Source organism: Burkholderia diffusa (assembly GCF_902499115.1).
GTDB classification, from domain to species: Bacteria; Pseudomonadota; Gammaproteobacteria; order Burkholderiales; family Burkholderiaceae; genus Burkholderia; species Burkholderia diffusa.
Genome location: NZ_CABVPN010000031.1, coordinates 73,880 through 97,276, shown reverse-complemented (window position 1 = coordinate 97,276; position 23,397 = coordinate 73,880). Strand labels below are relative to the sequence as shown.

Annotated in this window: 19 protein-coding genes and 1 pseudogene; 18 read left to right on the top strand and 2 right to left on the bottom strand. The window is 66.5% G+C overall.

The annotated features are described in order from the left end of the window. Both BTE28158_RS27280 and BTE28158_RS27275 read right to left on the bottom strand, forming a co-directional pair. Nucleotides 1-422 (bottom strand): nuclear transport factor 2 family protein (locus BTE28158_RS27280; protein ID WP_174920185.1); only part of this gene is annotated, 422 nt, incomplete at its 3' end. Nucleotides 423-548: 126 nt separating this feature from the next. Next, on the bottom strand, nt 549-797 hold the full coding sequence (locus BTE28158_RS27275) for a hypothetical protein (RefSeq protein WP_046549705.1): 249 nt from the start codon (nt 795-797) through the stop codon (nt 549-551). A gap of 165 nt (nt 798-962) precedes the next feature. On the opposite strand from BTE28158_RS27275, the gene BTE28158_RS27270 reads away from it, so the two are divergent. The 18 genes and pseudogenes from BTE28158_RS27270 to BTE28158_RS27185 all read left to right on the top strand — a co-directional run bounded on the left by BTE28158_RS27270 (nt 963) and on the right by BTE28158_RS27185 (nt 23,337). Continuing rightward, nucleotides 963-1,550, top strand: coding sequence for a TetR/AcrR family transcriptional regulator (locus tag BTE28158_RS27270; RefSeq protein ID WP_151047611.1), 588 nt, complete (start codon nt 963-965; stop codon nt 1,548-1,550). Between the two features lie 195 nt (nt 1,551-1,745). Then, nucleotides 1,746-2,753: pseudogene (locus tag BTE28158_RS27265) on the top strand (error-prone DNA polymerase); the annotation flags it as partial. 725 nt (nt 2,754-3,478) lie between these two features. After that, nucleotides 3,479-4,954: a flavin monoamine oxidase family protein gene (locus BTE28158_RS27260; protein WP_151047613.1), complete on the top strand. Its 1,476-nt coding sequence runs from the start codon at nt 3,479-3,481 to the stop codon at nt 4,952-4,954. Nucleotides 4,955-4,964: 10 nt separating this feature from the next. After that, entirely contained in the window at nt 4,965-5,624 is a 660-nt protein-coding gene (locus tag BTE28158_RS27255; RefSeq protein ID WP_069250409.1) for a c-type cytochrome, read from the top strand. Nucleotides 5,625-5,659: 35 nt separating this feature from the next. Next, nucleotides 5,660-6,334 carry a hypothetical protein gene (locus BTE28158_RS27250; protein ID WP_151047615.1) on the top strand — a complete coding sequence of 225 codons (675 nt, stop codon included), beginning with the start codon at nt 5,660-5,662 and terminating at the stop codon, nt 6,332-6,334. A 73-nt stretch (nt 6,335-6,407) separates the two neighbouring features. Beyond that, the gene (locus BTE28158_RS27245) at nt 6,408-7,031 is read left to right on the top strand and encodes a TetR/AcrR family transcriptional regulator (RefSeq protein ID WP_069250411.1); all 624 of its coding nucleotides are present in this window, start codon (nt 6,408-6,410) and stop codon (nt 7,029-7,031) included. A gap of 244 nt (nt 7,032-7,275) precedes the next feature. Then, nucleotides 7,276-8,109 carry a phytanoyl-CoA dioxygenase family protein gene (locus BTE28158_RS27240; protein ID WP_069250412.1) on the top strand — a complete coding sequence of 278 codons (834 nt, stop codon included), beginning with the start codon at nt 7,276-7,278 and terminating at the stop codon, nt 8,107-8,109. Between the two features lie 17 nt (nt 8,110-8,126). Next, nucleotides 8,127-8,540 carry a RidA family protein gene (locus BTE28158_RS27235; RefSeq protein WP_151047617.1) on the top strand — a complete coding sequence of 138 codons (414 nt, stop codon included), beginning with the start codon at nt 8,127-8,129 and terminating at the stop codon, nt 8,538-8,540. 215 nt (nt 8,541-8,755) lie between these two features. Beyond that, nucleotides 8,756-10,123 carry a DUF1329 domain-containing protein gene (locus BTE28158_RS27230; protein ID WP_151047619.1) on the top strand — a complete coding sequence of 456 codons (1,368 nt, stop codon included), beginning with the start codon at nt 8,756-8,758 and terminating at the stop codon, nt 10,121-10,123. 78 nt (nt 10,124-10,201) lie between these two features. Beyond that, nucleotides 10,202-12,046 carry a DUF1302 domain-containing protein gene (locus tag BTE28158_RS27225; RefSeq protein ID WP_089457261.1) on the top strand — a complete coding sequence of 615 codons (1,845 nt, stop codon included), beginning with the start codon at nt 10,202-10,204 and terminating at the stop codon, nt 12,044-12,046. A gap of 62 nt (nt 12,047-12,108) precedes the next feature. Continuing rightward, a complete protein-coding gene (locus tag BTE28158_RS27220) occupies nt 12,109-14,469 on the top strand; it encodes an efflux RND transporter permease subunit (protein WP_151047621.1) in 2,361 nt (786 codons plus the stop codon). Between the two features lie 32 nt (nt 14,470-14,501). Beyond that, complete coding sequence (locus tag BTE28158_RS27215) at nt 14,502-15,470, top strand: WD40/YVTN/BNR-like repeat-containing protein (RefSeq protein ID WP_151047623.1); 969 nt, start codon at nt 14,502-14,504, stop codon at nt 15,468-15,470. A 42-nt stretch (nt 15,471-15,512) separates the two neighbouring features. Next, nucleotides 15,513-16,991 carry a flavin monoamine oxidase family protein gene (locus tag BTE28158_RS27210; RefSeq protein WP_151047625.1) on the top strand — a complete coding sequence of 493 codons (1,479 nt, stop codon included), beginning with the start codon at nt 15,513-15,515 and terminating at the stop codon, nt 16,989-16,991. Further along, nucleotides 16,992-17,681: a c-type cytochrome gene (locus BTE28158_RS27205; RefSeq protein ID WP_151047628.1), complete on the top strand. Its 690-nt coding sequence runs from the start codon at nt 16,992-16,994 to the stop codon at nt 17,679-17,681. It abuts the gene before it with no gap. Nucleotides 17,682-17,853: 172 nt separating this feature from the next. Further along, a complete protein-coding gene (locus BTE28158_RS27200; RefSeq protein WP_151047630.1) occupies nt 17,854-18,984 on the top strand; it encodes a saccharopine dehydrogenase family protein in 1,131 nt (376 codons plus the stop codon). 42 nt (nt 18,985-19,026) lie between these two features. After that, nucleotides 19,027-20,580: an AMP-binding protein gene (locus BTE28158_RS27195; RefSeq protein ID WP_151047632.1), complete on the top strand. Its 1,554-nt coding sequence runs from the start codon at nt 19,027-19,029 to the stop codon at nt 20,578-20,580. A 25-nt stretch (nt 20,581-20,605) separates the two neighbouring features. Next, on the top strand, nt 20,606-21,847 hold the full coding sequence (locus BTE28158_RS27190; RefSeq protein WP_151047634.1) for a thiolase family protein: 1,242 nt from the start codon (nt 20,606-20,608) through the stop codon (nt 21,845-21,847). 11 nt (nt 21,848-21,858) lie between these two features. Next, nucleotides 21,859-23,337 carry an NAD(P)/FAD-dependent oxidoreductase gene (locus BTE28158_RS27185; RefSeq protein WP_151047636.1) on the top strand — a complete coding sequence of 493 codons (1,479 nt, stop codon included), beginning with the start codon at nt 21,859-21,861 and terminating at the stop codon, nt 23,335-23,337. Nucleotides 23,338-23,397: the final 60 nt, after the last annotated feature.

Sequence of the window (23,397 nt, the reverse complement as noted above, 5' to 3'; positions counted from 1 at the left end):
TGATACTTGCGCTCGGATTCCTTGATCGGCATATCGTTGATGCACGCATAGCGGCGCTGCATGAGGCCATCCTCGCCAAACTCCCAGTTCTCGTTGCCGTAGGAGCGGAACCAGTTGCCCGAGTCGTCGTGCCATTCGTAGGCGTAGCGCACAGCAATGCGATTGCCGCCGAATGCCCACAGTTCCTTGATCAGACGATACTCGTGCTCCTTCTTCCACTTGCGCTCGAGGAACGCCTGCGCTTCCGCTCGATTGTTCGCGAACTCTGCGCGATTGCGCCATTTCGTGTCGAGCGAATAGGCGAGCGCGACCTTGGCGGCGTCGCGCGAATTCCAGCCATCTTCCGCGAGACGGACTTTCTCGATGGCGGATTCGCGTGTGAAAGGAGGAAGCGGCGGACGAAGTTCAGTGTTGGTCGACATGGTGTTACCTCAGTGGCTGGTGGATGAAGACCCGATACCGGGCCGAAGGGTGGATAAGAGCAGTGCTGCGTGTTCTCGATCGCTTAGTCTGGCGATATGTCCGTGTGCAGGGCGGACTTCGCCCGCTTACACCGCGAAGGTGATGTAACCGCCCGAGTGCGTCATGATGTGCGCCCAACGCACGGCTGCGTACAGGCCCTCGGCGGATGCAAAGTCGCTGCCATCAATCGCGACGACCCACTGGTCCTCTTTGAGGCGAAGCGCGAGTCGTTGGTTTTCGACCAAGTCGCTGTACCAGCGCCACGTGGCCGGATTCGACTTATCGGCCTGCAGAGCTTGATGAAGGGCAGTGACTTCGCAATCTGAGGGGCACATGACAGTCTCCTTGACGTACCGACCTTGAATGATTGAGACAGGTCTGTCTCAATATTGGTGTAGACAGGTCTGTCTGTCAAGAGGTTTTTTGAGCCTCTCGACGCCTGTGCAGAGACAGGTCTGTCTGCAATAATGGAGGCATGATTTGGTAAAAAAGGGGCCGAAATGTCACAACCCTCAGCACGCGATCGGATATTGGAAACCGCGGCGCGCCTGTTCTATCAGGACGGGTTCCGTGCCACGGGCATCGACAAGATCATCGCCGAGTCAGGCGTCGCAAAAATGTCGCTTTACCGGCACTTCGCCTCCAAGAGCGAACTTATTGCAGCGTTCCTGGACCGCCGTCATGAGTTCTGGATGCGCTGGTTTGTCGAAGAGGTGGAGGCTCGTTTTGCTCAGCGTGCCGAGTTATCCGTCGTCGCGGAAGCCTTAGGTGAATGGTTCGCGCAGGAAGACTTCCGTGGTTGCGCCTTTATCAATGTGGTCGCCGAAGCCGGATCGACGGGAGACGCGGGGCACCTTCAGCAGGCCGTATCCCATAAGCACGCGCTTGAGCAGTACATTTCTGAACTTGCTGGCCGCCTCGGGCTTCAGTCGCCTGCTGCCGTCGCCGCAGATGCTTTGCTCTGCGTAGAAGGCATGATTGTGCGCTATCAGATGACACATGATTCCACAGTGGTGGATTCGGGCAAGCGTGTACTGGCGAGAATCGAAGAAGGCGCGTCAACAAAGCGCAGGTCCAAAGCTGCCTGACGGGTCTTTTCTGCGTGGACATCAACACTGGTGTCGCGTTTCATGGATGCAGAGCCTCTCGGCCGAGTAACGCAGTTCCTCCACTTGCTCAGAGGCGCCCTGCCGTCGTCCGGCTTTCGCGCCACCGCCTGTCCACTTGCTTCCCGTGTGCACCGTTCGTACGTCTCAGCCTGCTCGGACACCAATGAAGCAGGTCGATCGACTCTCTACATCGGCGTGCGTCGGCGCTTCCCTGCCTGCGTCCCAGTCGCAGCGCAGGCACAGATGGAGCACAAGCTGCAGCTGATCGCGGAACTGCGCTACGAGGCCTATTTCCTGACCGTGTACGACATCGTGCAGTTTGCGCGCCAAAACGGCAACTTGTGCCAAGGCCGCGGATCGGCCGCGAACTCGTGCATGCGCCACGCGCGCGGCGTGACTGAGGTCGCCCCATCAGGCCAATCTATGGTTGACCGCAATCGGTAGGATTGGCGGAGATACCATATCGACGTCGATTTCGAGCATCAGCGTCGCGAAGAGGTCATGCAGTACATCTACCGCAAGTACGGCTGCGATCGCGCAGCGCTGACGGCTGCCGTCACGACATACCGGCCGCGCAGCGCATTGCGGGAAGCCGGCAAGGCGCTCGGCGTGGATCCGGCGATCGTCGATCGCGTCGCGAAGCAGCATCACTGGTTTGACTCGCGCGCCGATCTGCTGCAGCGGTTTGCCGAGGCCGGCCTCGATCCCGAAGCGCCGCTCAACCAGCAGTGGGCCGCATTCGCCGCGCAGCTGCTCGGCTATCCACGGCACCTGTCGCAGCACTCGGGCGGCTTCGTGATCAGCCGCGGCAAGCTCACCCGGCTCGTGCCGGTCGAGAACGCAGCGATGGAGGATCGCTCCATCATTCAATGGGACAAGGACGACATCGAGGCGCTCGGCATCCTGAAGATCGACGTCCTGGCGCTCGGCATGCTGTCGATGGTGCGCCGCGCGCTCGACATGATCTGGGAGAAGCGCGGCGAGACTTTCGAACTGCAGGACATCCCGGCCGAGGACAAGGCGACCTACGACATGCTGTGCGACGGCGACAGCATGGGCGTGTTCCAGGTGGAATCGCGCGCGCAGATGTCGATGCTGCCGCGTCTGCGGCCGCAGTGCTTCTACGATTTGGTGATCGAAGTCGCGATCGTGCGGCCGGGCCCGGTGCAGGGCGGGATGGTGCAACTGCGTACGCGGCTCTGCCGGGCCAAAGAGTGCGAGACCATCATGCGGGTCTTCGGCGGTCTGGCCATAGCCGAACTGAAGCAGAGGCTCGCCAAGGAAGTGAAATACGTCAGTCATGGTGCGGAAGCTCCGTCGCTCGAGGATGCCCGCGCTCACAGTCAGGAAAACACGGCGCTAGCAGTATTACTGGACGCTGCTAGCACTCTTGTGAACGCCGCTAGCAGTGATTGTGAACGCCTACATCATCGAACGGAGGCGGGTGCCGGCGCGCGGCGTTGCCCGATGCGCGGCATGCGGGACCGCGCACGCGATCGCCATGAACGCGATACCGCGCAGCAACCTTTCTGGAGCCTTGCGATCGTCATCGGGACAGGGGAATACCCTGTCTTTTTTTTCTGTTTCTGTTTTATGTATCATGACCTAACTTTTGCAGCATGTACTAATTACAATGATCGACGATTCCTTATCAGAAAAAGGACGATCGGCATGGAGACAGGCAGGACTGCGAATGGCGAACGTCGAGTGCCATGCGACCGATGGCTCGGCCGCATGCGGGCGCGGGTGTTCGCGAACCGGCTCGCGCATCGGGCTCGATGCCCGAGCCGGCGGCAGGGGAAGTTGCTTGAGGTTGTTCAGTCGTCAGATTCCGCGCGTGCGATATGCGCGTGCCGCCCAGGCGGCCGCCGCCCGCGTCATTTCAGGCTGTAACCCGGAAAGACATCATGTCCAGGAAGTCATCCCCCAACGGCGCGGCCAACCTGTCGCGCAGGCAGTGGCTCAAGGCCACGGGCGCCTCCGTCGCGATCGGCGGCCTTGCAATGAGCGCGTCGCGTGCGAGCGCCGATGCGGCGCCCGTACCGGGCGACGTGCTCGACGTCGCGATCGTCGGCGCCGGGCTGGCCGGCCTGACGGCCGCGCGCGACCTGCGCTACGCGGGCTGCGAATCCTTCGCGGTGCTCGAGGCGCGCGATCGCGTGGGCGGCCGCACGCTCAACTACGACGTGGGCGGCGGCTATGTGACGGAAGTTGGCGGCCAGTGGATCGGCCCGGGCCAGACGGCTGTCGCGGATCTCGCCCGCGAGCTGGAAGTCGGCACGTTCCCGAGCTATTACGCAGGCAAGACGGTCATTCTCGGCGGCGACGGGCGCGCCGAGATCGACCTGCAGGGCACGCTCGGCACCGACGAAGCCGTCGCGGCGAAGCTCGGCCGGCTGTCGCGCGACGTGCCGTCGGCCACGCCATGGACCTCGCCGAAGGCGGCCGAGCTCGACCGGCTGTCGGTCGGCGACTGGCTCGCGCAGCAGGGCATCCAACCCGAAGACCGGATGGGCTGGAACGCGTCGATCGCGCTGTCGGGCGGCGTCGCGCCGGCGAAGATGGGGCTGCTGCATTTCCTGTCGATGATCAATTCCGCCGATTGCGATTACGCGCAGCTCGACTCGATCAAGCACAGCGCGCAGGAAACCCGCTTCGTCGGCGGCTCGCAGGCCCTCAGCCTTCGGATGGCGCAGCAACTCGGCGACAAGGTGCGCCTGTCGGCACCGGTGCGCCGGATCGTCGGCTGGGATCGTGATGTCGTCACGCTGCAGACGGACCGCGGCACGGTGCGCGCGAGACAGGTCGTGATGGCGCTCCACCCGGCACTGTGTCACCGGATGCAGTTCGATCCGCCTCTGCCGGCGCCGCGCGCGGCACTGCAACGTGCGTGGCCCGCGCATTCCCCGGCGCGCAAGACGGCGATGGTCTATCGCCGCCCGTTCTGGCGCGACAAGGGGCTGAACGGCCACATCTTCCAGACCAATGGGCCGATCTTCTGGGCCTACGACAATTCGCCGCCCGGCGGCGAGATCGGCGTGATCAACGCGTTCGTCAAGAACGCGATGCTGCCGTCGGATCCGCAGGCGGCGAAGCAGATGCTCGCCGAGCTCTACGCGCAGGCGTGGGGTGCCGACGCGCTGCAGCCGGTGTCGTACCACGATCGTGACTGGGGGCTCGCCGACCCGTGGACGATCACGTGCGTTTCCGCGATTCCGCCCGGATTCTGGACCGCACACGGCGACGCGCTGCGCACGCCGTGCGGCAACCTGATCTGGTCGGGCACCGAGACCGCGAACATCTGGGCCGGCTACATGGACGGCGCCGTCCGCTCGGGTCACCAGGCCGCGCTTCAGGCGCTCAACAAACTGCGCCGCGCGTAGGAGACCGGAAATGAAGAAACGTATCGTGCTGCTCGCCGTGCTCGTGGTCGCCGGCGCGCTTCTGGCCGTCTACGGCCCGACGCTGCTCGGCTTCTATCGCCTGCAGCGCCATATCGACGAGACGGCACAGGCCGACGAGGCCGACGGCGGCCCGTGGCCGCGCACGACCGACGTGTGCATGGGCTGCCACGGCGTGAAGGGCTCGTCGCTGAACGACGCGTATCCGAGCCTCGCCGGCCAGCCCGCGCAGTACGTGGCCGCGCAGCTTCACGCGTTCGCGAGCGGACAACGCGCGAACCCGACGATGGGGCCGCTCGCGATGACGATGAGCGAAGCCGAGATCGCGCGTGTGGCCGGCTACTACGCGAAGCAGGCGCCGTTCGCGAACCGCTATTTCAAACCGGATGCGCGACTGCGCGCGAAGGGCGAGCAACTCGTGACGGGCGGCGCGTGCGTCGCTTGCCACGGCGCGCGACTGACGGGCCAGGCGCAGTTTCCGCGGCTCGCCGGGCAGGGGTACGACTACCTGCGCGTGCAACTCGACGCGTTCGCGAACGGCACGCGCAGCGAGGCGACCGGCACGATGCAGCGCGTCGCGCAGGCGATGTCGGCGGACGATCGGGCGGCGGTGGCCACCTATCTCGCGAGCGTCAGCCCGGTCACGCAGTGAATCAACGGTAGCAATCGACCTCCGGAGTTCGAACCATGGATCACAGATCACTTGTACTTTGTCTTTCCAGCGCGACGCTGGCGGCGACGACCGGCCTGTACGGCCTCAAGTTCGTCCGCAAGCGCAATTTCCTGCTCGGCTTCGAGTGGTGGATCGTGACGATCTCCGCATCCAATGCGGTGATCTTCTTCGCGACCGAATTACCGGTGTCGTACGCCATTTCGCACTTCCTCGACGCGTTCTCGCGCGGATTCGGGATGCCGGTGATCGCGGTCGCCGGTCTGATGGCCGTCACGCACGGCTACCGGCCGTCGATGCGGCAGGACGTGACGCTGTTCGTGCTCGCGACGCTCGGGACGATCGCGCTCGTGGCCGGCGTGTTGCAGAACGCGCTTCCGTACTTCTATGTGGCGATGTGGACGCTGATGTCGATCTATCTCGCCGGCTTCGTGCTGCGGCTCGCGCGTGCCGACCACGTGTTCCATGCGCTGACGACGACGATCGCGCTCGTCGCTTCGCAGGCGATCGCGTGCATCTACGATTTCTACAAGATCCCGGGCGAGGAAACCAACGTGGTGTTCAATTTCTACGTGCTTGCGCTGCTGGCCTGGTCGTACCTGACCGTCACGCTCTATTACGCGTATGGCGCATTGGAGCGCGACGCCGCACGCGGCAAGGTGAACGCGAACGTATTGTCGTATCCGAAATGAATAGGCGTACTGAGGAAGAGGATATGATCCGGACGAAGTGCGAACCCGGCCGCGGAGACCGCGGAGCGCGCGGATGGCTCCGGTCAGGCTGACCCGCGCGCAGCGACGCGATGCGACACGCGAACGCCTGCTCGGCGCCGCGCGCGCGATCTTCGCGGAGAAGGGCTATGCGGCCGCGAGCGTCGAGGATATCGCCGCGGCGGCCGGGCATACACGCGGCGCGTTCTATTCGAACTTTCGCAGCAAGACGGAGATGCTGTTCGAGCTGCTGCGGCGCGATCACGACGATGCCGCGACGGCGCTGCAACGGATCGCCGGCATGCCGGCGGGTTCGGCGGAGGACGCGCAGCGGACGCTGCTCGCCTGCTGGCGGCGGCGTGCCGCGCGGGATGCGTCGCGGCTGATATGGCTGGAAGCGCAACTGCAGGCGGCGCGCGATCCGCAGTTCCGTGCGCAGTTCGGTGCGTTGCTGCATGAGCGGCAAGCGCTCGCGACCGCATGCATCGATGCATTCGCGGCGCGTGCCGGCGTGTCGCTGCCATTGCCCGCGTGGCTGCTGGCGCTCGGCCTGACCGCGCTGTGCGACGGCGTGCACGCGTGTTGTGCGGCCGACGCGCGCGGCACCGTGGACACGCTGGCCGATGCCGTGCTGGTCGGCTTCGTCACGCATACGGTGTTCGACCGCATGCGCGGATGACGTGTCGGCGACGCCGCGGCCGGCGTCGCCGCCCGACTGTATGAAAGCTGAAAGCAGGTTGTCATGGCGGGACGGCAAACCGCCACGACGCACGTTCGAACAAGCAGACGAAACAGGGAATACCCCCTCTTTTTCTTTCTCGTACTTTTGTCATGATGACCTAACATTGTCACCATGTTCTACTGAAGGTGCCGGCAATGACCGATCACGGCCGGCAGTGGTTGGACGAATCAGGAGATCTACGATGGATGCACTTACACGCAAGGCTTTCTTCGAGGACGGCGCGGTTCTCGTCGAAGGCGTACTCGACGCGGCGCAGCTCGAGCAGTGCCGCGCCGCGTTCGACTGGGGGATGGAGAACCCGGGCCCGATGGCGACGGCGCTGCTCGACGGCACCGAATACCGGTCGCACAACGACAACGCGAACCCGTACGCGAAGGCGCGGCTCGACGAACTGGTCGGCACGCTGCCGTTCGGCAAGCTGTTCGCCGACCTGTGGGGCTCGAAGCACGTGTGGTACTTCGCCGAGGAACTGTTCATGAAGGCCGGTGGCAAGAGCGCGCGCTCGCCGTGGCACCAGGACACGTCGTACCTGCCGTGGGAGGGCATGCACTTCGGCAATGCGTGGATCAGCTTCGAGCACGTGCCGAAGCGCAACGCGCTGGAGATCGTGCGCGGCTCGCATCGCGGCGTGCGCCACGACGGCACCACGTTCCAGAACGCGGAGGACCCAACCGATCCGCTGCACGGCGGCGACGTGTGGCCGCGGCTGCCGAACATCGAAGCGGAGCGCCGCGCGGCGCCCGACGCGTACGACATCATTTCGTGGGAAACGAAGCCTGGCGACGTGGTGCTGCTCCATCCGGGCGTGCTGCACGGCGGTGGCGCGGTGGATGCCGCGTTCCCCGACCGCCACACGCTCGTGCTGCGCTTCTTCGGCGACGACGCGACGTTCAGCCCGCTGCCCGAGCAAAGCCGTTCGGGTTTCACGCCGGCCGGCGTGCTGTTCGTCGACGAGCTCGCCGGGCTGAAGGCCGGCGATCCGTTCCGCGCACCGTGTTTCCGTCAACTCGTCTGAGCAAGGAGTCTTCAATCATGTCAGCTACCCCGAAGCGGCAATCGATCGTTCCGCCGCCGTTCCAGCCGTGGTACGACGCATACCACTTCTCGCCGGCCACGCGCGTCGGCGACACGATCTGGGTGTCGGGCCAGGTCGGACTCGACGCGCAGATGCAGCCGGCCGACGGCGTGGCGGCGCAGGCGCGGATCGCGTTCGAGAGCTTGAAGATGATCCTGGAAGCGGCGGGCGCGAGTCTCGCCGACGTCGTCGAACTGACGACCTTCCATACGAACCTTCAGCAGGAAACGCAGGATTTCGCGGCGGTCAAGGACGCATATTTCCCGGACCGCTACCCGTCGTGGACGGCGGTCGGCGTGTCGCAACTGGCGCTGCCGGGGCTGTGCGTCGAAGTGCGTGCAGTCGCGGTGGCCGGGTCGGGCAGGGACTGAGACAGGCCGCAGTGCGTCATTCCTTCCAGACGGGCATTCGTGATGAATCGCAGTCCTGACGGAATGATGGAGGCGTATCGAAACAGGCAGGCGGCCGTCCGTCATCGGGGACGACCGTCATCAGGGAGCGATGCGATCGCCGGTCGGTGATCGCGAGCGGATTGAATGCGTCGCACCCGGGACGGGCGAGCGAACGCGCAGTGGGAAGGAGAACCATGATGAGCAAGCATCAATTCTGGGCCGCGTCCGCACTCGCGGCCGCTGCATGTCTCGCGCTCGGCACGGCCGTCGCGGCGGACGACCTGACGCCGGCCGGCGCCGATCGCTCGGCGAGCAAGGACGGCTCGGTGCCGGCCTACACCGGCAAGCAGTCGCCCGACGCGGGCTGGGAATGGGGCAAGGTGCGCGCCGATTTCTGGAAGCATCGCAACGAGAAGCCGCTGTACTCGATCGATGCGGCGAACGTCGACAAGTACGCGGACAAGCTGTCGCCCGGGCAGGTCGCGTTGATCAAGCAGAAGAAGGGCTACCGGATGGACGTCTATCCGTCCCACCGCGAATGCCAACTGCCGGATGTCGTCGAGCAGAACTCGAAGGCGAACCTGAGCGCCGCGAAGCTCGGGCCGGCGGGTGACACGCTCGGGGCGGCCATATTGCCGGGCGTGCCGTTCCCGCAGCCGAAGAGCGGCGTCGAGGCGATCCTCAACTACGAGATGCGCTATCGCGGCGAAGGTGTCGACTGGGGGCAGATGGCGACGACCGTGTCGCCTCGTCCGGGCAGCAGCGAATGGATCGACGCGGTCGGCCCGCAGACGTTCTTCTTCCCGTCCGGCAAGCTCGGCAAGCATTCGCCGCAGGACGTCGATCAGCTCAGCACGGCCGTGTACTTCCAGATGAACTCGCCGGCCGCGCTGGCCGGTCAGGCGTTCGTGCAGCGCCAGTATTTCGACAAGCCGTCGGAGACGTACTACTACTTCCCCGGCCAACGCCGCGTGCGGCGCATGCCAGCCTATACGCACGACGCGCCGCTGATCGGCTTCGAGAACCAGTACCTGATCGACGAAGCGAACATGATCAACGGCTCGCTCGACCGCTTCAACTGGAAGCTGGTCGGCAAGAAGGAAATGATCGTCCCGTACAACGCGTTCGGCATGTACAAGTTCAAGAGCAAGCTGCACGACGTCGCGACGCCGGACGGTGTCGCGGCGACGAGCCGGCGCTACGAGACGCACCGCGTGTGGGTCGTCGAGGCGACGCTGAAGCCGAGCGCACGGCACGTCGCATCGAAGAAGGTGTTCTATCTCGACGAGGACAGCTGGCTCGCGCTGGTCGGCGAGGACTACGACGCGCAGGGCAAGCTGTGGAAGGTGCGCGAAAGCTATCCGATCCCGGTGTGGGAGCTCGGCGGCACATGCGACAACGAACCGCTCGCGCAGTACGACATGAACAACGGCCGCTACGTGCTCGATGCGACGTCGATCGGGCAGGGCAAGGACGTTCGCTGGCTCGAACAGGCCGACGATCCGCGCTTCAAGCAGGATTTCTACACGGCGGAATCGCTGCGCTCGGTCAGCGAACGCTGACCGTCATCGGCTGAAGCACAACGGACCGGCGCGCGCAACGACCGTGCGCCGGCATCGCAAAGGGGTGGGAGACGGATCATGGAATCGGCAAGGTTGATCAGGAATACTACGGTATCGGTCGTGCTCGCGGGTGCCGCGGCGTCGAACGCATACGCTTACGACTTCACGACGGGCATCAACGATCTGCAAGGCTCGTGGGTGACCAACCTGACGGCCGGCGCCGGCATCCGTACCAAGAGCCCGAGCTGCTCGCTCACCGGCGATCCGAACGCATACGGCTGCGGCGCGGCGGCGAACACGAATCAATGGGGCTATGCGGACAACGGCGACCTGAACTACCGCAAGGGCCAGCCGTTCAGCACCTACGTCAGCGCGACCAGCGAGCTGCTGCTGAAGATGCCCAGCGAAGGGCTGAAGTTCATGGTGCGCGGCACCGGCATGTACGATTTCCTCGCCGGCAATACGGCGAGAACGCCGCTGTCGAGCACCGCTTCCGCGCAGGTGGTCTACAACGCACAACTGCTCGACCTGTGGGCGCAAAAGGACTTCAGGATCGGCGGACGCAACGCACACGTGCGGCTCGGCAACCAGGTGATCAACTGGGGTGAGAGCATGTTCGCGCAGAGCGGGATCAACGCGACCAACTCGCTCGACGTGCAGAAACTGCTGATTCCCGGCTCGCAACTCAAGCAGGCGCTGCTGCCCGCACCGATGGTGAGCGTTGCTGCAGACCTGTCGCACGGATTCAGCACCGAGGCCTACTATCAGTTCCAGTGGAACGGCAACCGTTATCCGCCGGTCGGCTCGTACTGGTCGGTGACGAACGGCTTCGGCCGCGGCGCGGAGCCGTTCACGCTCAACACGACCAACCTGAACGTGACCGGGCCGAGCGCCGGCTCGATCGCGAATGCGATCGGCGGCGGGGCCGCCGCGGGCAACCAGGGCACGTTGAACGCGATCAAGAACGGGCTCGTGAACGGCGACTATGCGGGGCCGCCGTTCAACGACATCGGGCTGCCGTCCGTCACGAACCTGCCGGCGAAATACCGGCCGCAGTTCGGCGTGAAGTTCAACTACTCGCCGCGCTCGTTCGACGCGAACTTCGCGTTCTATTACCTGAACTACACCGACAAGTCGCCGGTACTCGCGTCGCTCGCGAACGGCACCGAGCAGTGGTCGTATCTCGGCCGCCGCCAACTGTTCGGCGTCAGCGCGAACTTCGGGCTCGGGCCCTGGGCGATCGGTACCGAGCTGTCGTACCGGCCGCGCGATGCGGTCGCGCTGTCGGCCTGCTATGGCGCGGGGGGCCCGCTCGACCTGAACACGAACGGCGTCGCCGGCATCGACTGCCCGCAATGGGTCGACAAGAAGAAGTTCCAGTACGACATCAACGGGCTGCTGGCGCTCACGCGCAGCGAGTATCCGTTCCTCAAATGGCTCGGCGCCGATTCAGCCGCGCTCACGTGGGAGCTCACGTGGATCTACTACCCGGGGCTGAGTCCGAGCGGCGTCACGCGCACGATCAACGGGCAGACCGTCACGCAGGCGCCGCAGACCGGCTACCTGCCGTGGCTGAACAACGGCTCGGCGCTCGGCTACCCGATCGGGAAGGGGCAGGGCACCGCGAGCTCGGTCGGCGCGACGATCGACTTCAACTGGACCTATGACGGCACGCTGATCCCGGGCTGGCAGGTCACGCCGGGCGTGACGTTCTCGGATGGACTGTACGGCTACACGCCGACCTTCACCGCGAACTACATGCAGGGCGCGAAGTCGCTGAACGTCTACGTGCTGTTCAACCAGAACCCGCCGAACTGGCAGGCCGGCATCAATTTCACCGCGTTCTTCGGCGGGCACAACACGGTCGGCCAGCCGTACGCGGACCGCAATTTCGTCGGGCTGTTCGTCACTCGCAATTTCTGACGGTGACGTGCTTACGGGCGGTCGGCGCCGTGCGCCTCCGCCAATCATCAAGGGGTCATGTCGTGCTCAATCGTCTGGTCAGCCGCCTCGAAAGGCTCTTCTTCGGTCATCGCGCGATCGTGCTCGCGGCGATCGCGTTGTTCACCGTCGCGATGGCCGTGTTCGCCGTGCAGCTGCGCATGGACGCCGGCTTCGAAAAGCAGATGCCGATCGGGCACGAGTACATCCGCACGTTCCAGCAGTATCGGAACGACCTGCTCGGCGCGAACCGGATCACGGTGGTGGTGCGCGCGAAGCACGGGTCGATCTGGTCGAAGGAAGGGCTGACCCGGCTGTACGACGTCACGCAGGCCGTCACGTATCTGCCGAACGTCGACCGCATCGGCGTGCGCTCGCTGTGGACGCCGAACGCGTTCGTCAACGAAGTGACCGACGAAGGTTTTCGCGCGGAGCCGATCATCCCGGGCACCATCACGCCCGACCAGCTGACGCCGGACATCGTCGCTCGCGTACGCCGCGCGACGACGCTCGGCGGCTACGTCGGCACGCTCGTGTCGCACGGCGAGGACAGCGCGATGATCACGGCCGAGCTGAACGAGCGCGACAGCGCGGGCAAGGTGCTCGACTACGTCGCGTTCAACCACCTGCTCGAACAGAAGGTGCGCAAGCCGTTCGAGGATGCCGGCTACGAGATCCAGATCATCGGCTTCGCGAAACAGATCGGCGACATCGCCGACGGCGCGACGGCCGTGCTCGGCTTCTGCGCGGTCGCGCTGCTGCTGACCGCGCTGGCGGCGTACTGGTACTGCCATTCGGTGCGCTTCACGGTGCTGCTGATCGCGTGTTCGCTGACGTCGCTCGTGTGGCAGTTCGGCACGCTGAAACTGCTCGGCTTCGGCCTCGATCCGCTTGCGGTGCTGGTGCCGTTCCTCGTGTTCGCGATCGGCGTGTCGCACGGCGTGCAGCAAGTGAACTTCATCGTCCGGGAGATCGCGCACGGGCAGAGCTCGTTCGATGCGGCGCGCCACAGCTTCAGCGGCTTGCTGATCCCGGGCGTGCTCGCGCTGATCACCGCGTTCGTGTCGTTCATCACGCTGCTGCTGATCCCGATCCCCATGGTGCGCGAGCTCGCGATCACCGCGTCGCTCGGGGTCGCTTACAAGATCGTCACGAACCTGATCCTGCTGCCGGTCGCCGCCTCCTGCTTCAACTTCACGAAAACATACGCAGACAACTCGCTGAAGCGTGCGCAGCAGCGCGCCAAGCCGCTGCGCGTGCTCGCGCGGGTGGCCGAACCGAAGTACGCGGGCCTGACCGTCGCGCTGACCGTCGCGATCTTCGCGCTCGCCGCGTGGCAAAGCCGCGACCGCGTGATCGGCACGCTGCAGCCCGGCGCGCCGGAGCTGCGGGCCGATGCGCGCTTCAACCGCGACGCGACGTCGATCGCCGGCAACTACGACATGGGCCTCGACTGGCTGACGGTCGCGATCGAATCGACCGGCAAGGCGTGCGACAACCCGGCGGTCGGCCTGTACGAGGACGACTTCTCGGCCGCGATGCGCACCGAGCCGGGCGTGGTGTCGGTGCAGTCGTACTCGGCGATGCTGCGGACCTACAACCAGGGCTACAACGAGGACTACCCGAAGATGAACGTCGTGCCGATCGATGCGGAGAACTACGGCGCGGTGTCGGTCGACGTGTCGCGCGTGAAGGGCTTCATGAACCGCGATTGCGGGATGACGGCCGTGCACCTGTTCCTGACCGACCACAAGGCGACGACGATCAACCGGATCCTCGACGACGTGAAGCAGTACCGCGCGTCGCATCCGTTCCCGGGCATCACCGTGCGGCTTGCAGCGGGTAACGCTGGCGTACTCGCGGCGACCAACGACGAGGTCGCGAAAAGCGAGCTGCCGATGATGCTCTACGTGTACGCGGCGATCCTGATCCTCGTGTTTCTCGCGTACCGCGACTGGCGCGCGATGCTCGCATGCTGCGTGCCGCTGTCGGTCGCGACCTTCATCGGCTACTGGTTCATGAAGGAGCTGCAGATCGGGCTGACGGTGGCGACGCTGCCGGTGATGGTGCTCGCCGTGGGGATCGGCGTGGACTACGCGTTCTACATCTACAACCGGCTGCAGGTGCATCTCGCGGGCGGGCAGGACATCGTGAAGGCGGTGCAGCACGCGATGCTCGAAGTGGGTGTGGCGACGATCTTCACCGCGATCACGCTGGCGATCGGCGTCGCGACGTGGAGCTTCTCGGCGCTCAAGTTCCAGGCCGACATGGGCAAGCTGCTCGCGTTCATGTTCATCGTGAACCTGGCGATGGCGATGACGGCGCTGCCCGCGCTGGCGTCGCTGCTGGAGCGCGGGTTCCCGCGCCGCAAGCCCGCCCGCGCGCCCGGCCTGTTCAGCCATTGACGGCTGCGGCCACCCTCACGGAGATCCTTGCCATGATCAAGACGCTCGTTGCCTCTATCGGATTTTGCGTTGCCGCCGCGGTTCTCGCGCAACCACAGGAAGGAACCGTCGCGGCCTGGGCCGCGAAGCCCGCGCACGCGTGGGCCGCGCCGACCCGCATGATGCTGATGGACGCGACGCACGCCGGTTCGCGGATCGTCGCGGTCGGCGAGCACGGCATCGTGCTGTTGTCCGACGACGACGGAAAGACCTGGCGGCAGGCGCAGCGCGTGCCGGTGTCGGCGACGCTGTCGGCCGTGTCGTTCGCGGACGCGAAGCACGGCTGGGCAGTCGGCCAGTGGGGCGCGATTCTCGCGACCGACGACGGCGGCGACACGTGGGTTACGCAACGTGTCGATACGTCGGTCGACCAGCCGCTGTTCTCCGTGCTGTTCACGAGCGCGCAGGACGGCATTGCGGTCGGACTGTGGTCGCTGATGCTGCAGACCCATGACGGCGGCCGCACATGGACGCGCACGACGCTGCCGAGGCCGCCCGGCGGCGGCAAGGCCGACCGCAATCTCCATCACGTGTTCTCCGACCCCGCGCACGCGCTTTACGTCGTGTCGGAACAAGGGATGGTGCTCAAATCGGCCGACGGCGGCGCGAACTGGACCTATCTGCCAACGGGCGGCAAAGGCACGTTGTGGTCGGGCGTCGCGATGCCGGACGGCCGGATCGTGGTCGGCGGGCTGCTCGGCAGCCTGTTCGAAAGCCGCGACGGCGGAACGACGTGGGCCGCATTGAACACGGGCACGCGCAGCTCGATCACCGCTCTCGTTGCGACCGGCCGCGGGCTGGTCGGCGTCGGGCTCGACGGGATGACGCTGGCGCAGCGGGTCGCGGGCGGCCCGTTCGACGTCGCGCAGCGCGCCGATCGCGCGACGCTCACCGCGGCGTTGATCGATGCGCGCGGCAAGCCGCTTCTGTTTTCGCGGGACGGCGTGCTGGCCGCGCCGTGAGTTGAATCCACAAAAAAAGCCACGAAGGATGGAGTACGCAAGATGAATCGCAAGCACAAGCCGGACACGCAGGCCCGGCGGCAAATACTGCGCGTCGCGGCCGTGGGCGCCGCATCGCTCGCGGCCGGAGACATGTCGTTCGCGGAAAGCACGGCGCCGGCTTCGGCGGAGCGCGGCGTGTTCGATGTCGTCATCATCGGGGCCGGGCTCGCCGGGTTGACCGCCGCACGCGACCTGAAGCGCGCCGGTTGCGAATCGTTCGTCGTCGTCGAGGCGCGCGACCGCGTCGGCGGCCGAACTTTCAACCACGATCTCGGGCACGGTGTCGTGTCGGAAGCCGGCGGCCAGTGGATCGGCCCCGGCCAGACGGCGATCGCCGATCTCGCACGCGAACTCGGCGTCGATACGTTTCCGACGTTCTATGAAGGCAAGACGGTCGTGCTCGCCGGCGACACGCGCGTCGCGCAGGATTTCCACGGCGGCTCGGGCGGCGACGATGCGATCGGCGCGAAGCTCGGCGCGCTCGCGCGCGGCGTGCCGTCCCGCGAACCGTGGACGGCGCAGCACGCGGCCGAGCTCGACAAGCTGACCTACGGCGACTGGCTGCTGCGACAGGGCGTGACCTACGAAGACGGTTACTTCCTCGGCCTCGCGGCGAAGCTGTCGCTCGGCGGCGCGCCCGCGCAGCTCGGGCTGCTGCATTACCTGTCGATCATCAACAGCGCGGAGTGCGACTACGCGAAGCTCGAATCGATCAAGGGCGGCGCGCAGGAAACGCGCTTCGTCGGCGGTTCGCAGGTGTTGAGCCTGCGGATGGCGGGCGAGCTCGGCACGAAGGTGCGGCTGTCGTGCCCGGTGCGCAGGATCTCGGGCTGGGATCGCGACATCGTCGACGTGCAGACCGATCGCGGCGTGATCCGCGCGCGGCGCGTGATCGTCGCGCTGAATCCGGCGCTTTGCGAGCAGATCGCGTTCGATCCACCGCTGCCCGCTGGTCGCGCACAGCTGCAGCGCAACTGGCCCGCGAACGCGCCGATGCGCAAGACGGTGCACGTGTACGACCGCCCGTTCTGGCGCGACGATGGCTACAACGGCCAGATCTTCGAGGTCGGCGGCCCGGTCTTCATGGCGTACGACAACTCGCCGCCGGACGGCTCGGTCGGCGTGCTCGCCGCATTCGTCGCGCCGGGCGCGCTGCCGTCCGAGCCGAAGGCCGCCGAGCGAACGCTGTCGGCCGTGTTCGCGCGCGCGCTCGGCGACAAGGCGCTGCATCCGACGCAGTTCCACGACTACGACTGGGGCCGCGTCGATCCATGGACGCTGCAGTGCATCCATCCGCTGCCGCCCGGCTTCTGGACGAAATGGGGCAGGTTCCTGCGCCCGGAGGCCGGCCGCCTGATCTGGTCGGGAACCGAAACGGCCGACCTGTGGGCCGGCGCGATGGACGGTGCGGTGCGCTCCGGGCACCGCGCGGCGCTGCAGGCGCTCGGCAAGCTGGCCGGCCGCGGCAAGGAGGCGTGAATGAAACGAACCTGGATGATCGGCACCGCGCTCGTGATCGCGGGCGTCGCGACGGCCGGCACGCTGTACGGCCCCGACCTGGTCGACGGCATGCGTTACGAGAAGGCGATGGCCGCGATCGGCGGCGCGGACCACGCGAACGGCGGCGCGTGGCCGCAGCCGCAGGAGACGTGTGCGTTCTGCCACGGCACGCACGGGCAGTCGCGCAACGCATGGTATCCGTCGCTGTCGGGGCAGCCCGCGACCTACATCGCCGCGCAGCTGCGTGCGTTCGCGAGTGACGAGCGTCGCAATGCGTACATGGGGCCGCTTGCGCGTGAACTCGACGGCCCGAAGATCGACGCGCTGGCGACCTATTTCGCGCGGCAGGCGCCCGAGCGCAACGAGGCGGTACCGGCGGACGGGGCGCTCGCGCAGCGCGGGATGGCGCTGGTCACCGCACGAAGCTGCCAGGCGTGCCACGGCGCGGCATTGACGGGCAAGGATCACATGCCGCGCCTCGCGGGCCAGGGGCAGCAATACCTCGAGACGCAGCTGGCGGCATTCCGCTCGGGCCAGCGCCGCGATCCGACCGGCGCAATGAACGGCGTGGCCGCGACGCTGTCCGGCGACGACACGCGGGCCATTGCACACTACCTGGCCAGCCTGTCGCCGGACGGCGCGGGTGGTGCGGGGAGTACGGCCCGATGATGCGGACGGCGCGCCGGGGCCGGGAATACCCTGTCTTTTTCTTCGCTGTTTACTTTGTCATAGTGACCTAAGATTGGTAATGTGTTCTACAAAGAAGTACCCGAATGTGAAGCGGCAGTAGCGGCCGTTCGGCCGAACCGGTTTTCAACAACTCACGTTTCAGGAGACAACCATGGCTAAGCACCCCGTCGTCGTATATGGCGCAAGCGGTTACACCGGCATGTTGATCATGGACTGGCTGATCGACCAGAACATCCCGTTCACCGCGGTCGCGCGCAACGCGGGCCGCGCGAAGGAAATGATGGCGCAGCGCGTCGTGCGCCTCGAATCGGCGGAATACGAAATCATCGAGGCGGAACACAACGTCGATGCGCTCGTGAAGGCGTTTCGCGGTGCGAAGGTGGTCTGCAATACCGTCGGGCCGTTCTCCAGCTTCGGGCTGATCGGCGTCGAGGCCGCGCTGAAGGCCGGCTGCCACCATCTCGATACGACCGGCGAGCAGTCGTATATCCGTGACGTGCGCGAGCAATTCGGCGAGCAGTACCGGCAGGCCGGCCTGCTGGTGTCGTCGTCGAACGCGTACATGTACACGTTTGCCGAGATCGCCGCCGAACTCGCGCTCGAAACGCCGGGCATCGATGCGCTGGAGACCGCCACGCTGACGCGCGGCCCGCGCAACGCGGCTGGCGTGAGCATCGGTTCGACCGCGACGATCTTCGACGGCGTGCGCCACGAGTCCTATTACCTGTGGGAGAAGAAGCTCGTCCCGCATACGGCCGACGCGTCGTTCACCGTCGCGACGCCCGAACTCATGCAGCCGGTGTTCTGCCTGCCGTGGGGCGGCACGTCGCTGCCCATCTACTTCGAACGCGATCCGCGCGTGCGCAGCTGCATCTCGTGCGTGGGCTTCTACGACAACAACGTGATGAAGCTGGTGCACCAGTTCGGCCAGAAGTGGGAAGCCGAGTACAAGCACCTGCCGCGCGAGCAGCAGGACGCGGTGCTGAAGCAGGTCGTCGATTCGACCACGCCGACGATGCCGCCGCGCGAGCGCACGACGATCCAGCGCAGCGTCGACGTCGCGATCGGCCGCGGCCAGCTCGCGTCGGTGCGCGCGACCGTACACGGCATCACGCCGTACATCTCGACCGGCGCGATCCATGCGGCGGGCGCGCTCAAGCTGCTCGACGGCGAGTTCGCGCGCGCCGGCTTCGCGTCGGGCTCGAAGGCGTTCGGCCATCGCTACCTGCTCGGCTTCCTCGAACAGCGCGGGCTCGCGCGCGCCACGGTCACGCAACTGTGACGGCCGCCGCGTTGCCGGTACAGATTCAACGGGACATGTGAAATGGCCATTATCGATTTCTACGACCGCGGGTGGCGCATCAATCCCGACGGCATCGCGTACATCCAGGACGAGCGCAGCTACACGTTCCAGGAGATCGGCGAGCTGTCGTGCCGCATCGCGAACGGGCTGCTCGCCGCAGGCTTCGCGAAGGAAGCGAAGGCGGCGGTGTGGGCGGACAACGACGTGACCGGCTGGAGCTGCGCGCTCGGCATGTGGCGCGCGGGGCTCGCGTACATCCCGGTCAACGGCCGCAATGCGCCGGCCGAGAACCAGTACGTGCTCGACGCGTTCGACTGCGAGGTGCTGTTCTTCCACCATGCGTTCGCGGATGCGATCGACGCGCTGCGGCCGAGCCTGCCGAAAGTGCGGTTGTGGGTGTGCATCGACGCCGACCTGCCGTGGGCGCCGTCGCTCGCGACGTGGAGCGACGGGCAGCCGGCCACGCCGCCGGCCGTCGACTACGCGATGGACGACGTCGTCACGCTGTCGGCCACCGGCGGCACGACCGGCTTGCCGAAGGGCGTGATGAACACGCACCGCTCGTTCCAGACGTATTTCGCGAACTTCATGATCGCGATGTCGTACGGCGCGGAGCGGCCGGTGAACCTCGCCGCGGCGCCGATGACGCACACCGCCGGCATGATGTCGCTGCCGTGCACCGCGCGCGGCGGCACGGTCGTCGTGCTGCCGAAGCCCGATCCCGCGCTGCTGCTCGGCGCGATCGTCAGGCACCGCGTCACCGAGTTCTTCCTGCCGCCGACCGTGATCTACCGGCTCCTCGACATCCCCGGCATCGACAAGGTCGACTTCTCGTCGCTGCGCTACTTCCTGTACGGCGCCGCGCCGATGTCGGTCGAGAAGCTCAAGCGCGCGATCGACGTATTCGGCCCGGTGATGACGGGCGGCTACGGCCAGACCGAGGCGCCCGCGTCGATCTCGTACCTGACGCCGGCCGAACATTTCATCGACGGAAAGCTGGCGCCGGACGAACGGCTGGCGTCGGTCGGCCGCCCGAATCCGCTCGTGCGCGTCGAGATCGTCGGCGAACGCGGCGACGTGCTGAAGCAGGGCGAGACCGGCGAGATCTGCGTGCGCGGCGACCTCGTGATGAAGGGTTACTACCGCGCGCCGGACAAGACGGCCGAGACGATCGTCGACGGCTGGCTGCACACCGGCGACATTGGCCATCTCGACCGGGAGGGCTACCTGCACATCACCGACCGCAAGAAGGACATGATCATCAGCGGCGGCTTCAACGTGTATCCGAGCGAAGTCGAGCAGGTGATCTGGTCGCACCCGGCGGTGCAGGACTGCGCGGTGATCGGCGTGCCCGACGAAAAGTGGGGCGAGGCCGTGAAGGCCGTGGTCGAGCTCAATGCGGGCCAGCATGTGAGTGCCGACGAACTCATCGCGCTGTGCAAGGCGCAGCTCGGCTCGGTGAAGGCGCCGAAGAGCGTGGACTTCATCGCCGCACTGCCGCGCAGCACGGCCGGCAAGGTGCTGAAGAAGGACCTGCGCGAACAGTACTGGCAGGGCCAGCAACGCCGGATTTGATCCGGCTCGACAGGGATTCCAGACGATGAGCAACATCTACATCGCGGGCATCGCGATGACCGTGTTCGGCAAGCACCCCGACCGCAGCGTCGACGACCTCGCGCGCGAGGCGCTGCAGCGCGCGTTGCGCGACGCTGGCTGCCACGCGGATGCGATCCGCGCGGCGTTCTACTCCGGCATCACCAACGGCGCGTTGCAGGGGCAGCTGTCGATTCCCGGCCAGATCGTGTTCAGCAAGATCGGCCTCGACGGCATTCCGATGTTCAACGTCGAGAACGCGTGCGCGTCCGGCAGCACGGCCGTGCATCTCGCCGTGCGCGAGCTGCAGGCCGGCGCGTGCGACGTGGCGCTCGCGCTTGGCGCGGAGAAGATGAACGTCCCGGACAAGGCGAAATCGTTCGCGCTGTTCGAGGCCGGCTGGGACGTTGCGCGCGTCGACGAGAACTTCGCGACGCTCGCGCGGCTCGGCGAAGGGATCGAGCCGCCGCCCGGCTCCGAATCCGAGCGGCCGTACAGCCGCTTCATGAAGATCTACGCGGCGCTGTGCCGGCATCACATGCACACGTACGGCACGACGCAGCGGCAGATCGCGGCCGTGTCCGCGAAGAACCACGCGCATTCGGTGCACAACCCGTACTCGCAGTTCCGTCAGTCGTTCACGATCGACGAGGTGCTCGCGGCGCCGCCGATCACGTATCCGATCACGCTGCCGATGTGTGCGCCGCTGTCGGACGGCGCGGCCGCGGCGATTCTTTGTACCGAGAAAGGGCTCGCGCGCATCGGCGCCGATCGAGGCCGCTGCATCCGGATCGCCGCGAGCGTGATGCGCAGCTTCACGCGCCGCCGCCTCGACGAGCCGCACAAGCACATCGGCCGGCTCGCTGCGCTGCAGGCATACGAGCAGGCGGGCGTCGGTCCGGACGACATGGACGTCGCCGAGGTGCACGACGCGTCGGCGATGGGCGAGATCATCCAGGCCGAGAACCTTGGCTTCGTGCCGTTCGGCGAAGGCGGCCCGGCGGCCGAGCGCGGCGAGTTCACGCTCGGCGGCCGGATTCCGATCAACACGTCGGGCGGGCTCGAATCGAAGGGCCATCCGCTCGGCGCGACCGGCATCGGTCAGCTGTACGAGCTGGTTACGCAGTTGCGCGGCGAAGCGGGTGCGCGGCAGGTGGACGGCGCACGCCATGCGATCCAGGAGAACGGCGGCGGCCTGCAGGGCGTCGAAGAGGCGGCACTGGCGATTCACATTCTCAGCAGGGATTGACGGAGGCGGAAATGGGCGACGCACACGGCACAATCGCGCTCGGGCAAGGAGCGCAGGCAGGGCACACGACGCGACAGACGTCGGGCGGGGTCGGTGCGGCAGCGGCGATGCAGGCTGCGGGCACCGATGCGGGCGGGCCGCTTGCCCGCTGGGGCGAGGAAATGCGTGCCGACGCCGCGTTGCGGAAGTATCGCCCCGTCGGCGGCTGGATCGAGCCGCCCGAGCGTGCGCAACCGACGCTCGAAGGCGACGTGCAGGCGGACGCGATTGTCGTCGGCGCGGGCTTCGCCGGCCTGTCCACCGCGCTGGAACTGGCCGCGCGCGGCGCGAGCGTCGTCGTGCTCGAACGCGAATTCGCGGGCTTCGGCGCGAGCGGGCGCAACGCCGGCTATCTCGCCGGTGGCCAGGGCCTCGAATACGAGCTGTTTCTCAAGCGGGTCGGCCACGAACAGGCGAAGCGGATCGTCGGCTTCTACGACGAAGGCGTCGCGTACGTCGAACGCAAGTTCGCCGAATACGCGATCGACTGCGACTACCGCGCGTCGGGGATGATTCGCGCGGGCGTGCATCCGTCACAGGAAAAGCGCCTGCGCGAGAGCATGGCCACCGGCATCGAACTCGGCTCGCCCGCGCAGTTCCTCGACGGCGCGGCGATGCGCGAACGCGGGATTCCGCCGGCGTTCCTGTTCGGCGCGTACGTGCCGGGCGGCGGCACGCTCGATCCCGGCAAGTACGTGACGGGCTTGCGGCGTGCCGCGCTCGCGGCCGGCGTGAAACTTTACGAGAACACCGCGCTGCTCGATTTCGACGCGGGTGAGACGGTGCGCGTGCGCACCGCACGCGGCAGCGCGAGTGCGCCGGTGCTCGCGACCAATGCGTACACGCCGCAACTCGGCCTGCTCGGCGACAAGGTGATGCCGCTGCGCGTATCGGCGCTCGAGACCGAGCCGCTGTCCGATGCGCAGCTCGCGGCGCTCGGCTGGCCGAATCGAGAGGGCATCGTCACGCCGCATCTGACGATGGAAAGCCACCGCCTGACCGCGCGCAACACGCTGCTGTTGACGACCAAGCGGCTGCACTACGTATACGGCTCGCAGACGCCGAACGTGCCGGACGGCGACACGTATCGCGCGTTGCTGAAGACGCTTCACGCGCGCTTTCCACAACTCGGCAGCGTGCCGGTTCGTGCGTGCTGGAGCGGCTACATCTCGTTCGCGGGCGATGCGTTGCCGGTGGTCGGCGCGGTCGGCGCGCACGCAAACGTGCTCTACACGGCCGGGTGTTCGGGGCATGGCGTCGGCACGCAATCGCTGATCGGGCGCGTGCTGGCCGAGCGCATTCACGATGGACGATCGCCGCTGCTCGACACGTTGACGCACAAGACGCCGTCGGTGCCGCCCGAGCCGCTGCGATGGTGTGCGATGACCGCGATGCTCGGCGTCGCGAACCTGCTGGACGAACGCGTGAACCGCAAAGTGCGGCCGGTGTAGCGGCGCGTGCGATCGTCGCGACACGCCAACGTGCATCCGGCTGGCCCGCCCGATGGAAGG

Coding starts and splice junctions, on each gene's coding strand:
- BTE28158_RS27215 (WP_151047623.1), top strand. CDS start 14,502: ATGATCAAGACGCTCGTTGCCTCTATCGGATTTTGCGTTGCCGCCGCG.
- BTE28158_RS27245 (WP_069250411.1), top strand. CDS start 6,408: ATGGCTCCGGTCAGGCTGACCCGCGCGCAGCGACGCGATGCGACACGC.
- BTE28158_RS27260 (WP_151047613.1), top strand. CDS start 3,479: ATGTCCAGGAAGTCATCCCCCAACGGCGCGGCCAACCTGTCGCGCAGG.
- BTE28158_RS27230 (WP_151047619.1), top strand. CDS start 8,756: ATGATGAGCAAGCATCAATTCTGGGCCGCGTCCGCACTCGCGGCCGCT.
- BTE28158_RS27195 (WP_151047632.1), top strand. CDS start 19,027: ATGGCCATTATCGATTTCTACGACCGCGGGTGGCGCATCAATCCCGAC.
- BTE28158_RS27255 (WP_069250409.1), top strand. CDS start 4,965: ATGAAGAAACGTATCGTGCTGCTCGCCGTGCTCGTGGTCGCCGGCGCG.
- BTE28158_RS27190 (WP_151047634.1), top strand. CDS start 20,606: ATGAGCAACATCTACATCGCGGGCATCGCGATGACCGTGTTCGGCAAG.
- BTE28158_RS27225 (WP_089457261.1), top strand. CDS start 10,202: ATGGAATCGGCAAGGTTGATCAGGAATACTACGGTATCGGTCGTGCTC.
- BTE28158_RS27275 (WP_046549705.1), bottom strand. CDS start 797: ATGTGCCCCTCAGATTGCGAAGTCACTGCCCTTCATCAAGCTCTGCAG.
- BTE28158_RS27240 (WP_069250412.1), top strand. CDS start 7,276: ATGGATGCACTTACACGCAAGGCTTTCTTCGAGGACGGCGCGGTTCTC.
- BTE28158_RS27250 (WP_151047615.1), top strand. CDS start 5,660: ATGGATCACAGATCACTTGTACTTTGTCTTTCCAGCGCGACGCTGGCG.
- BTE28158_RS27270 (WP_151047611.1), top strand. CDS start 963: ATGTCACAACCCTCAGCACGCGATCGGATATTGGAAACCGCGGCGCGC.
- BTE28158_RS27200 (WP_151047630.1), top strand. CDS start 17,854: ATGGCTAAGCACCCCGTCGTCGTATATGGCGCAAGCGGTTACACCGGC.
- BTE28158_RS27205 (WP_151047628.1), top strand. CDS start 16,992: ATGAAACGAACCTGGATGATCGGCACCGCGCTCGTGATCGCGGGCGTC.
- BTE28158_RS27210 (WP_151047625.1), top strand. CDS start 15,513: ATGAATCGCAAGCACAAGCCGGACACGCAGGCCCGGCGGCAAATACTG.
- BTE28158_RS27185 (WP_151047636.1), top strand. CDS start 21,859: ATGGGCGACGCACACGGCACAATCGCGCTCGGGCAAGGAGCGCAGGCA.
- BTE28158_RS27235 (WP_151047617.1), top strand. CDS start 8,127: ATGTCAGCTACCCCGAAGCGGCAATCGATCGTTCCGCCGCCGTTCCAG.